We start from the raw sequence: 12,305 nt of genomic DNA, 5'->3' as shown, positions 1-12,305 counted from the left end.
ACTATTTGTTACAACCACATAAGGATGTACTTGAAGCGGTATTAGCTTTCGCTGACACAATACAACTTAGTGAAGAGTCTTATAAAGCTGGCGCATCTATAAAGTGGAAAGATGTGTACGCAACAATTCCTAATGGTTCTAAAGCAAATGCGAAAGACGATGAGTTTGATATTATTAGTGATTCATCATCCGTTGTTCTGTCCATTGGGCTCTACAAGTTAAGTAAAAAACTTGGCTATTCTAACCCCGCGGATAGTTATCCTTTAATTGAGCGCCGACTAATGCAGCTTACGAGTGCATTTCTTTATGTATATGAGCTTAATGAAAGTGACAGCAGGATAAATAAGCGCTTAGTGAGGTTTGTTGAAGATATCAGGTTTTATCATGACCCTTCTAAAGTAACCCGAGCGGATGCATCTAAAGATAAAACTAACCATCTTTTCTTAGTCGTTGATAAACGCTTACTAGCAGCAATTCGCGATTTTGGATACGCCTATCGACTCGATCATCACAAAATGGCTAAGTACCGTACTCCATCTTTACGTTCTTTTATTATGTTTATGCGAACGCACAAACCAAAATTTTTGCACGGAAAAGAACTAGACTGGCTAATTAAGCTCTACATCAACTCCATACCAGTTAGCATCTCTAACCCAAGAAAAATGCTGGCGGCAATTCGTAATCATGTCATTAAAAATGCCAATGATGTCGCCACTGATTTCGGTGTTTATATAAAAAAGAATGAACTAGGTGAGTGGAAAATGTACGCACTTAACAACTCAATGAATGAATTATAAGGATGACAAGTGATGAAAATTCTAAATTGTGATCAGTTGGTAGAGCTTTCTCAAAACCCACCAAAACACCCTATGATTCTCAATGGGCTAAAGTCGGCACATGTTGGCATGCTGATAGCCGCTCCAGGAATGGGTAAATCAAGATTAGCGTTCAGTATTGCTATTGAAGCTGCAAGTTGCTATCAGCTTATTGGCTTAAAGTCGGGCTCAACACCGATACCAACTTTAATTTTTAGCACGGAAGATGGAGAAGACGAAGTAGCAAAGAGGATGAGTCAATACTTTTCTTACTTACCAAAACAAGCAAAAAATGAAGTTAATCAAAACCTCAACTTCGTTTGCGACAGTACGCCAATTGTTGTGCCGGCGGAATCAGAACGTTCAATTATGATGGAAAATGTTCAGCATCTAGAAAAATTGAACGAGCTTTTTTCTAATTATAAGCTTGTCATCATAGACACTGTTTCAGAGGCCATTGGTGAGTGCGATGAAGTTAAGCATGATCGTTTAATTAAAAACACAATCCGTCGTCTTGCGGTACGATCCGGGGCCGCTATTTTACTAATTCACCATGTTAATAAAACGGATATTAGAGGAACGCACGATCTGACAATGGCTTCTGGTGCCGGATTAACCACTGTTATGCGCCTAAGCAAGTATTTACTAGGCTTAAAAAAACATAATAATCAAATCCAACTGCATTATCTTAAGCACAACTACATCCCTGAGCCGGAAGCTCGAGTTATAAGCTTGGTTTCAAACAAAATTGGTTTGTTCAGCAGTACAGAAACAGGAAGTAAAGATTCAAATGCATCAAGTTTGCCCAACATGCCTCATGACGCAGAACAAGAGGTGACAACCCAGCCGACGAAAAAAAAGACACGAAACAGAAGACGTGTTAGTGACGAACCAAGAGAGATCCAAATTAAAGCTGAACCAGAAGAAGAGGACATCGGAAGCGTTAGAGGTGTCCTTTAAATGTACAGTGGCTTTGTTGATAGCAATACCATGTAGGCTCAGTGTTTTTTAGGGGGGAGGACTTCGGCCTACTAAAGCGATTACGTTAAGACTTCCATATGCCTAGAAGCCAAAAATTGGACTGGCATTCAAACTCTTACATAGGTCTTGTGCTTTGATCTCTTTATCTAAGTGCTTGTGAAAAGTAACAGGAAGAAAAACTTAAGGGGCTTAGTATTAGTAGGGGAGAAAATAGATTTGAATAACGTTAGGCGGCCCTATATGGAAGACATTAACTACACCAATGAAACGTCCTGAACCGCTTTAGGTTATGCTCAGCGGTCGATAATAGAATTTCGACCGTGGCAACAGTGGGTAAGGTTTATTGAGCGGGTGTTTGTACAATAATCACGTTGACGCCTTGATCCTGAAGCTCTTTCAAGTATTCTTCTGGAATGTTTGAATCAGTAATTAGCGTATCAATCTCGTTAAATGCTCGGATCATATGACAACTGCGTTTGCCAAACTTACTTGAATCAGCTATAGCGATCACTTTGTCTGATACCTCACACATCAGTCGATTGAGTGATGCTTCTTGTTCACTGTATGTTGTGATGCCTGCTTTTATATCGAAACCATCTACACCTAAGAATACTTTATCGAAGCGATGATTTTTTAATCCAGACTCCGCTTTCGGTCCGGAAAAAGACATTGCTTTCTTTCGAAGTACCCCACCTGTCATTAAAACTTCTACACTTGTTTTTGATGAGAGTTCCATCGCCACATCAAGCCCATTAGTCATCACTACAACATCTTCCACATTACCTAAATAGCGAGCAATCTCTAACGTTGTAGTACCAGAGTCGAGAATTACAGTATCACCATCTTCGATTAGCTTTGCTGCAGCCTTACCTAGGAGTGCTTTACCCTCTGAATTGTGACGGCGTTTTTCATGAACCGATAATTCAGCAATTAGTCCTGAGTTAGGTATTGCAGCGCCGTGTGAGCGAACGATATAGCCATTCTTTTCAAGGAAAGATAAATCGCTACGAACTGTAACACTTGATACATTAAATCTAGAGGCTAGGTCTTCTACACGGGCTTTACCAATAGAATTAACTAGTTCCACAATTTCATTGCGTCTTTCGACAGCCGTCTTCATTGGATTACTCCTATAACATGAAACTAACTTTCATTTTATTTCTAACAAAGGGATTGTATATTAAATCGAAAGTAACATAACGACAAGTCCATAGCTTGCTAATTAATTTTTTAAGATTTGCTAAACAAAGTACGCTAGTCATATTCAATTCGCTATTCAGGAACGTCTTGTTAGATCAATATCATTAGCAAGTAGGTTGGAAAAACACTTTGTTATTTCTTTAAACTGGTGTTTATGACAGTGGTTTGGACTCTGAATGTAAACGTAATTTTTTGTATAAGTCACTGTTCAAAATGAAATAATGTCAGTTTTTCAGTTCAGTTAATTGAACCATGCTGAATGTTTTAATATTGTGACAGGTAGCACTTTTCCTCATCATGCATCGCATAGTGAAGAGTATTCTTATTCACATAAATTCTGCTCTCCGGTACATCAATGGCTTAATGAGTAGTGGTATCTACCCTAATTCTTTTTTTCTAAAGACTCTGCTTTTTCCTTCTTTATTAATTTCACGTCATTAATATATGCGGTTGATTTATTAGCCATTACTTTGCTTTTTGGTTTAAACCTAGTCTTATTTTGCGTGTTTATTAATCATTGGAGGTGAGTGGCTAGAATGTTAGTAAATCCAAACGGTTAATCTACGAGGTCTATCATTTTTCTCCAATCTAGCCGAGGCGCTTTCTGTTGTTCTTTTGTAAAGAGTTTTTAAAATAAGGTTAAGACAATCCCCTCTTCGTCATCTAATGTTTTTAAAATACTGATTCTTAATATTAATTTAATGCGAAAATTTAACGAACAAAGTTTTTCTTTTAGTTTCTTTTGGTTATAGAGTTAGGATTGTTGCTGAGTTGCTTTTGTTTTCGTTTGTTTTCGTTTTGTGCATGTAATCACACAGATTTGATAAATAACACGTTATAATTCGATGTTATTTAACAGGTTTATAATATGCGCTGGAGAAGTGTGGCATTAGAAGTGTTTAGTTTTTTATTGATTAGATTAACGAGGAAATCAGATGTTTCATTTGAACCAGTATGGTTTTGCTAAACGACTAGGGGCGGGATTTGCCATTATCATCCTATTGTCGTTAGTGATTTATGGAGAAGGCCTTCGATCTCGATCGGTTACGGAGAGCCAAGTTAGCCAGTTGATTGAAGCGCATGTTGGCGTACGTGAAGTTTTTGGCTTGCAAGTATTGGAAAACAGTTATCTTAATACACGAGATCCCATCTATGCCGAGCGTTTTAAAAAGTGGCATAAAGTCAATTTAAATAACTTTATTGATAATAAACATATATTTACACACTCAGATAATCGTGAATTAGTGGAAGCATTTGAATCTGCAAGTGTTGATTATGGGCAAGAGTTTGACAACTTTAATCAACAAATGAATAAGGTTCAAAGCATAAATAAGCAACTTGAACAAGTTGAAAAAAAGTGGGCGGGTGAGTTTTTATCTGACCGTGCACAATTGATTTTAATACAATTAAGTAAAGCGAGAATGCAGGTTGAATTGCAGTTAGAACCATCTCTGATTGAAGCGTGGATGCACCGACTTGAAGAGTGGGAGCGTAATGCAATGGTATCTGGAAACGAAGTTGCTGAATATCGAAACGAGCTAATCCAAGTTTCTCAATATGTTTCTAAGCTCGTTAACACACGCGAAGTGATGAGAAATTATGCTGAAAAAGTACGTGATAGTGCGAAAACATTAGCTAGTAACATTGAAACACAAATGGATGAGGCAGAACGCTTTAGCTCTATAGTCAGTATTGTGGTTTGTTTGCTTTCCGTTATTGCGAGCTTTTTTATTGGCTTGGTCATTACCCGTTCTGTGGTGAGCCCTGTCAATGCGACGATCAGCATTGTGAAGCGTTTGGCGGCTGGAGAGCTGCATCATCATTTGCCGACAAACGGTAAAGATGAAATGGCAAGCCTTGCCGTCGCTATTAATGATATGACGAAATCTCTACGCGCTATGGTGGGTGATATTAGTAATAACCTTGGCTCACTGAATACTATCGCGAGCGATGTGGGTGTGATGGCCAGGGAAAACAATAACGGTTCGAAAAAACAATTATCTGAATCAGAGCTGGTTGCGACGGCGATGACGCAGCTAACCGCAACCATGAGTGAAATAACAGGTAGTGTCTCTGAAGTTGCAGAAAGTGCGGGCGAGAGTCAGCAGCTGATTAACCGTTGTAACGAAGTGACTAATGAAGCGATCGAAGGCTTTACAACGCTTGATAACAACATCATGGGGGCCTCAACCGTAGTCGAGCAGTTAGCGAAAGGGACGGAAAATATCAGTTCAGTGCTTGAAGTGATCAATAGCATTTCAGAGCAAACTAACTTACTCGCCTTGAATGCGGCCATTGAAGCAGCACGTGCGGGAGAGCAAGGTCGCGGTTTTGCCGTCGTGGCTGATGAAGTTCGTTTACTGGCGCAAAGAACGCAAAGCTCGACCCAGGAGATTAAAACCATCATTACCTCACTGCGTGAAGACGCTTCTCAAGCCGTCGAGGTGATGGAGCAAAGTCGCAATGCGATGTCTTCGTCTCACCAGCAGGTGAATGACATAGGTTCACATTTAACGAATGTTCAAGGCTTGGTGAGCAATGTTGCGGATCAAGCGATTAACTTATCTTCAGCGGCGGTTGAACAAAATGTTACTGCTGAGTCGTTTAACGAAAGCATGCAAGTCATTGTCGATATTACTCGACGTTATTCTGAACGCGCAGAGCAGCTAGAAAAAACCGCAGAGGAATTAGCCGCTTGTAAGGGTGAAATCAATCAACATGTTTCTCAATTTCATCTTGCCTAATCTTTTTATATCCAAATAAATCTAAGACGACGTTCGGACTCGCGATGATATGCGCAGTCCGAATGGTTTTGGTTTGCAGACATTATAGATGATAACTGTGTCAATAAACGTTTCTGTTACTGCACAGTGATTATTATTGTTGTCGTCTCTGTAGGCCAGACGCTTTGAGGTGGTTGGGTATAGTGTTTAATAACAAAGTAGAATTTAAACCAAGGAGTTCAAGTGGACATTTCACGTCGTAATTTTCTTAAATCTACTGGAGCGTTGGGAGCCGGCTTAACCTTAAGCCCGTTAGTTAACGCTCAATCTAAAAAGCCCAACGTACTCTTTATTGCGATTGACGATCTAAATGATTGGATTGGTGGGTTACGTGGTCACGTTCAAGCGAAAACGCCTAATATCGATCGTTTGATGCAAAAGAGCCATAATTTCGTGAATGCGCACTGCGCCGTGCCAGTCTGTGGCCCCTCGCGCAATGCCATTTTGTCTGGGATGGCCCCAACCACAACGGGGTGGTATACCAACAGAGAGCTTGGCTTGAAAAACTTCCCAGAGATTGCTGAAGAAGTGATGGGAAAAATTCCGACTCTGCCACAGTATTTTAAGCAGAGTGGGTACCACACCATGGCGTGTGGCAAAATTTTCCACCATGGCACGTCGGATTATCGTGCAGAGAAACAGTGGCATGTAGAACAAGAAAAATATGAGATCAAAAACCAAGAATATCTCGACCGTGGTTTTGGGTATGGACGTTATGGTGTGAATGATCACAAATATTACCCGTTCCCGAAAGATGGTGGTCAAATAGTGACAACGTTTGGGCCGGATGCAAAAGGGAAGTCCTTGTGTTGGGGATCACTGGATCGCAAAGACATCCCGATGGGTGGCTTAATGCCGGACGAATACTTCGCGCATTGGGCGGCAGAACAGCTGCACAAAGAGTATGAGCAACCTTTCTTTCTAGCGGTAGGCTTTATTCGACCGCATGTGCCTTTTACGGCTCCGAAAGAGTACTTTGATATGTTCCCGCTTGAATCAATTGAGATGCCGGACATCATCGAAGACGAAATGAAAGATATCCCACTTTACGGTAAAGCCATGACTATGGGCGCCATCAAAGGTGGCGATCAGGCGGCTGTTGAGAAAGTGAGTCCAACGTTCTGGAAAGAGCTTGTGCGCGCCAACCTTGCTTGTATTGCCTTCGTGGATGCACAAATCGGTAAAGTCTTAGATGCGCTTGAATCAAGTAAACATAAAGATAACACCATCGTGATGCTTTGGTCTGATCATGGGCAAAACTTTGGTGAACACCGAAATTGGCGTAAAAACACGTTATGGGAAGAGTCGACTCACGTTCCGTTAGTGATCAAAATGCCGAAACAGACGCAAGGTGTCGAGTATTCAGAAGCTGTCAGCCTGCTCGATATCTACCCAACCATTACTTCATTGTGTGGCTTGCCAGAAGTGCCTTCTAACGAGGGGTTAAGCCTAACGCCTTTTATCAATAATCCAGACTTTAAACGTAATAAGCCAGCGGTGACGACATGGGGTTATAAAAACCATGCGGTGCGTGATGAGCGTTATCGTTACATTCAATATCGTGATGGTTCAGAAGAGCTGTATGATCACAAGGTCGACCCGAATGAACACACTAACCTAGCGAGTCAGTCAAAATATCAGGGTGTGATTGAGCAACTTAAAGTGTGGATCCCGACACAAAATCGCCTGCCTTACGGTATGCAAGATTTCGGGAAAGGGGACTTTTTGGAAAAGCACTTACGCGATTGGGAGCAAAATGACGTCCCAGACTTCTTAAGTTAACAAGTTACATAATTAAATGACCGTAAGATTTGTGGTTTGGTTAGTATAAGGCATGTATCTTGCGGTCATTAGAGTATGAATTTAATTATCATTGAGGCTTAATCCACAGAGAATAACTTTCTCTGTTCGATAAAACTATAGAACTTTATGTTTTCGAACTCTTTCCTTTTTTGTTTTTTTATAGTGTTTATACGAAATTATTACCCAGATCACTTACATCGAAAGTATTTGTAAATATACTGATTATCTTCGTAAGTTGAGGGTAAGGACTACCACCCCCGCAACTTTAAAATTATGGCCTTATCATCAAGGGGTGAATAAGAATGTCGGTGAAAAAAAACACTAAGTTGAGTAATTTAGTCAAATTGGCACTCGCAACATCGATTGGTTTTGTGTTTACAAGTGCATCAGCGAATGACCAAGTTGTTGGCTTAGCGGGCAGCGGTGGTGCGGATGCATCTGAGGTTTATTTTTTAAAATCTCTTTATGAGTTCGCTAATCTTAATCCAACCGAAAATGCTGAACTTCTTAATCTATTAAATTCAGCATTAACCAACGAAGAAGCGGCTGAACTCGCTAGTTCGCTTACTCCAGACAGAAGCGGTGCTGCGTTATACAGTGTGATGTCATCACAATCCCTTTTTTCAAATACCTTACGTAAACGATCCACAGATTTTATTTTAGGCGACTATGGAAATACATCCATGTGGGTATCGATTTTAGGTACGGATTCAAGTCAGTATGTTACGAATGATGGGAATAACCGTTATGACGGTTATGACTCAAAATCCAGAGGGGTTGCGTTTGGCTACGATCTCATGCGTTCAAGTGACAGTATCGTTGGCTTAGCATTTAGCCATCAAAAAACAGACGTAGAAAATCGCTTATCAGACCGAACGCTTGATATTGAGAACTATTATGCTGCTTTACATGGTCTATTTAAATTTGATGACATGTACCTTGCCGCACAAGGTATCGTCGGTTGGTCTGATTATATAGGTAAGCGTCATGTTACTGGTGGCGCCTCTTATTCTGGCCTCACGGCTGCGGATGCGGCTTATGGTGGTGATAGCTATGGTTTAAATACTGATCTGTATTACCCCCTATATGTCGGTTCTTTCACTGTTATTCCCTCGGTTTATACTGATTACCAACTCGTTCGTATTGATGGTTATCAAGAAGTTCAAGTTGTTGATAGAAAAAATAACTTGGTCGGTGGTTCTATTGCGGCACTGAGGTATGACAAGCAAGAACATGAAGCATTGCATGTCGGAGTTGGAATAGAAGTAGCGAACAGTATCACCACCAATATCGGTATTTTCTCTGCCCAAGCGAAATTTAAGACAAAAAAGGAAATTCTCGACCACATCGCATCGACTAAAGTGAGCTTAGTTAGCGGAGGTCCAAGTTTTACCCTGCCTGTTGCCCAACTAGATGACATGTTTTATGAAACAAATCTTGACTTAACTTGGGAAACCGCCAGCAACTTTTCATTCAATTTAGGGGCTCAGTACTCTTGGAGTGATTCACAAGAAACTACCATGTTCTATGGCCGTGGTGCGTACTCTTTCTAATGAGTGAGTTGTATTGAAGATGAAAATGACATTTAAATTACTGCCTCTTGCAGTCTTTGCGGCGCTACAAAGTGGCGCAGCGATGGCGACAGACGTAGATACCACCTCTTACCTGCAGCCGGCGGGGCACATGTACTTTTTTGAGCACGGTATGCCAGTGCCCATTCAAGCGGAAAAAGGGAAGCTGAGCTTAAATAATGATTTCCATAAAGATGGCGACACCGGTCTTAAATGGGAATTTGAACGTCAAGGTAAGCTTATTTTTAATCAACCTGTTGGTTACAAAAACTTTGAAGCCAACGGTAAAGACCAATCGACCAGTGCTTTCACCACATGGATTTACAACACCGAAGCGAACAAAGGCCAATTGCGTTTTTCATTCAACGAAGACGGCAAGACGCAAGTTTACTTTGATGTGAATATGAACTTCGAAGGCTGGCGTCAGATCATGATCCCATTCGAAGACATGACAGGTAAAGCCACTGAAAGCATGGATCAGCTCGTGATCGATACCGCTGACATGGCAGAGAAGGGTACTATTTATCTTGACCAGGTGATGGTGAGCATTCCTGTTGACCCGCGTTGGTCAACGCGTGATGCGCAAGTGCCGTTTGTTAACTTAGCAAGCGATACGGCACCAAATCAACATTGGTTAGCGCTGCACCGTTATTATGGTTTTATTAACAAATATCAAGATCGTCAGCATGCCAGTGCCAAAGCAACTTCATCCGCGAAAGCGCCTCGTTCTATTAACGATATTCATGAGAAGTTACATGCCTTTGCCCTTGGTGATGTGCTAAATAACGATCAAGCAGCTTTAGCCGAGATTGAAAAGAAATACGCCGCTTACGATCTCAAAGAAGTGGATGGCGTTATTGTGGGTAAGGGGCTTGATAACTCAAACCGTTTGAAACTGTTCCTCGACAAGGGCATTAATCGAGGCTTGTTGGATGAGAATGGGTTTGAGGTGGTGTTTGATACCGCTGATTTGCGGCGTTATGGTGATCTAATGCTTGATATCGCGCGAGCATTGCAAGGCAAACTTGACGATAACACTCGCGTCAACTTGACCGATAAATACGTTAAATTAACGCGTTATGCACTAACACAAGGCTACACCGCAGAAAGTGGTGTTGGCACGGCGCATCACTTTGGCTATACGTTACGTGCACTATTCCAAGCACACTACTTATCACGCGAGCTATTGCAAAAGCATGGTTTAAGCAAAGACGTCACAGAGATGATGACGTGGTTCTCTGGCGCTGGGCGCATTTACCGACCAGTAGAAGAGATGACCAGCTTCAACGTCGATGTCATGAACACACAATTGCGTGGCATGCTGTACAGCTTCTTGATGCAAGACGATCCTAAAAAACGCGACATGCTGTTGGCACAGTTTGGTTTCTGGTTGTCTAAGTCTATCTCAACTTCATATGGTCTCAGTGGTGGCTTTAAGCAAGACGGTTCCATTTACCACCACTCTCAACACTACCCAGCTTACGGTAAAGGGGCGTTAACGGGCTTAACCCCAGTGGTTGAAGCGTTAGCTCGTACAAAATATGCGATCGATACACATGCTCATGAAACGCTGAAAAAAGCCACCGCGATGACAGAAATATGGAGTAATGACGGATTAACGTTAATGTCGATTACGGGTCGACACCCAACCGGAACGCAAGGCATTTCTGTTGAACCATTCGAACATATGGCCATGGCAGGCACGCCTGATGGTGCGAAAGAAATTGATCCAGATATGGCGTCGGCATACCTGCGTTTGACCAGAGGCAAAAAGAAAGACGCGTTCCATCAATTCTTGCGCGACAAAGGCTTTAAAGCGGGTTCAGTAGCAGAAGGCAGCTGGGCAATGAACTATGCAAGCATGGGCATTCAACGCCGAGATGATTGGGTTGCTGCTGCGCGTGGTTTCAGTCGTTACTTGGTAAGCCATGAGTCATATGCCAACGCAAACCGCTATGGACGTTACATTAACTATGGTCGATTGGAGATCATGGACGCCGACGGTAAAACTCGTGCGTTCAGCCATGATGGCTGGGATTGGAACCGTTGGCCTGGTACGACTGCTGTTCAGCTTCCAATGGATCAGCTCGAAGCACATTTACTCAATGTTGACCGTTTTTCAGGTTTAGAAGAGATGCTGATCTCTGAGCAAACTTATGCTGGTGCCGTGTCTAACGGCCAAAATGGCTTATACGCCATGGTGCTTCAAGGTCACCCTAAATACGATGCGTCTTTCCGTGCTAACAAATCAGTCTTCTTCTTCGACAACCGAATTGTTGCCCTGGGCAGTGACATTGTCACCAAGGTAAAAGATTACCCAACACAAACAACGTTGTTCCAACATGCGATCCGTTCACCGCGCGATACCATGTTGGTCAATGGTAATGCTTACCAAGGTGCAGAGAGCGCGTTGAAGGCGGCCCGAAATGATCATCAGCAAATCATCGATCCTGATGGTAACGCTTACTTCGTTCCGGGCAGCAGTGTTGTCAAAGTCGCGGCTCAGAAACAGCAATCACTACACCAAAAGAACAGTTCTGCCACCGAGGGTGAGTTCGCTACCGCTGTGATTGATCATGGTAAAGCGCCGAACAAAGCAGACTATGAATACGCGGTGTTAATCAACCCCGACCAGAAAGAGTTGCTGACGTTTGCGAGTACTTTGGAAGATAAAAAAGCCGCTCCTTACCGAGTATTGCAAAAAACCAGTAAAGCACACGTAGTTCTTGATCGTGCAAGCAAAACCACCGGTTACGCGGTCTTTGCGCCATCTGAGTTCAAATCGGGTGTGATTGCCAGTGTGGATAAACCTGCCATGGTGATGGTAGAGAAGAAAGGCAAAGCCATTAATCTTGCTATGGTGAACCCCGATCTCAACCTATACCAAGGTAAAGAAGCATCGCAATACACCGAAGACGGCGTACAGAAAGAAGTGAGTATCTATTCTCGTGAGTGGCGTCATAGCCCATCTCAACCTGTTGCGAACTCATTGGTTCTGAAAGGTCACTGGCAAGCCGATAGCTTACCAGAAACGGCTTCATTGAAGCGTGTTAACGACACAACCGTGATTAACTTCACCACTGTTAAAGCCAACCCGATTCAAATCACACTGAATAAAATTAAATAATGCGTCGCGGGGTCTGCCCCGCGTC

The 12,305-nt window shown here is 42.3% G+C and carries 7 protein-coding genes; 6 read left to right on the top strand and 1 reads right to left on the bottom strand.

The genetic code is table 11. The annotated features are described in order from the left end of the window. Positions 1 to 5: 5 nt before the first annotated feature. Together AC3D28_RS20155 and AC3D28_RS20150 are read left to right on the top strand one after the other, a co-directional pair. On the top strand, positions 6 to 797 hold the full coding sequence (locus AC3D28_RS20155; protein WP_488536850.1) for a DNA mismatch repair protein: 792 nt from the start codon (positions 6 to 8) through the stop codon (positions 795 to 797). A 12-nt stretch (positions 798 to 809) separates the two neighbouring features. Next, positions 810 to 1,775, top strand: coding sequence for an AAA family ATPase (locus AC3D28_RS20150; protein WP_488536890.1), 966 nt, complete (start codon positions 810 to 812; stop codon positions 1,773 to 1,775). A 361-nt stretch (positions 1,776 to 2,136) separates the two neighbouring features. Here AC3D28_RS20150 and agaR read toward each other — a convergent pair whose 3' ends face one another. Beyond that, positions 2,137 to 2,916, bottom strand: a complete 780-nt coding sequence (gene agaR / locus AC3D28_RS20145) for a transcriptional repressor AgaR (protein ID WP_488536849.1) — start codon at positions 2,914 to 2,916, stop codon at positions 2,137 to 2,139. A gap of 1,015 nt (positions 2,917 to 3,931) precedes the next feature. Between agaR and AC3D28_RS20140 the strand changes: the two genes are divergently transcribed. The 4 genes from AC3D28_RS20140 (at position 3,932) to AC3D28_RS20125 (ending at position 12,280) form a co-directional block, all read left to right on the top strand. Continuing rightward, positions 3,932 to 5,740: a methyl-accepting chemotaxis protein gene (locus AC3D28_RS20140; protein WP_488536848.1), complete on the top strand. Its 1,809-nt coding sequence runs from the start codon at positions 3,932 to 3,934 to the stop codon at positions 5,738 to 5,740. Positions 5,741 to 5,962: 222 nt separating this feature from the next. Then, the gene (locus AC3D28_RS20135; RefSeq protein WP_488536847.1) at positions 5,963 to 7,561 is read left to right on the top strand and encodes a sulfatase-like hydrolase/transferase; all 1,599 of its coding nucleotides are present in this window, start codon (positions 5,963 to 5,965) and stop codon (positions 7,559 to 7,561) included. A gap of 323 nt (positions 7,562 to 7,884) precedes the next feature. Next, on the top strand, positions 7,885 to 9,135 hold the full coding sequence (locus AC3D28_RS20130) for an autotransporter outer membrane beta-barrel domain-containing protein (protein WP_488536846.1): 1,251 nt from the start codon (positions 7,885 to 7,887) through the stop codon (positions 9,133 to 9,135). Between the two features lie 25 nt (positions 9,136 to 9,160). Then, positions 9,161 to 12,280 carry a chondroitinase family polysaccharide lyase gene (locus AC3D28_RS20125; RefSeq protein WP_488536845.1) on the top strand — a complete coding sequence of 1,040 codons (3,120 nt, stop codon included), beginning with the start codon at positions 9,161 to 9,163 and terminating at the stop codon, positions 12,278 to 12,280. The last annotated feature ends 25 nt before the right edge of the window (positions 12,281 to 12,305 follow it).

The sequence above is a fragment of the Vibrio sp. TAP-3B genome (assembly GCF_057784735.1).
The sequence above is the reverse complement of the archived record's forward strand: the minus strand, read 5'-3'. Positions and strand labels throughout refer to the sequence as shown.

Coding starts and splice junctions, on each gene's coding strand:
- AC3D28_RS20140 (WP_488536848.1), top strand. CDS start 3,932: ATGTTTCATTTGAACCAGTATGGTTTTGCTAAACGACTAGGGGCGGGA.
- agaR (WP_488536849.1), bottom strand. CDS start 2,916: ATGAAGACGGCTGTCGAAAGACGCAATGAAATTGTGGAACTAGTTAAT.
- AC3D28_RS20150 (WP_488536890.1), top strand. CDS start 810: ATGAAAATTCTAAATTGTGATCAGTTGGTAGAGCTTTCTCAAAACCCA.
- AC3D28_RS20130 (WP_488536846.1), top strand. CDS start 7,885: ATGTCGGTGAAAAAAAACACTAAGTTGAGTAATTTAGTCAAATTGGCA.
- AC3D28_RS20125 (WP_488536845.1), top strand. CDS start 9,161: ATGACATTTAAATTACTGCCTCTTGCAGTCTTTGCGGCGCTACAAAGT.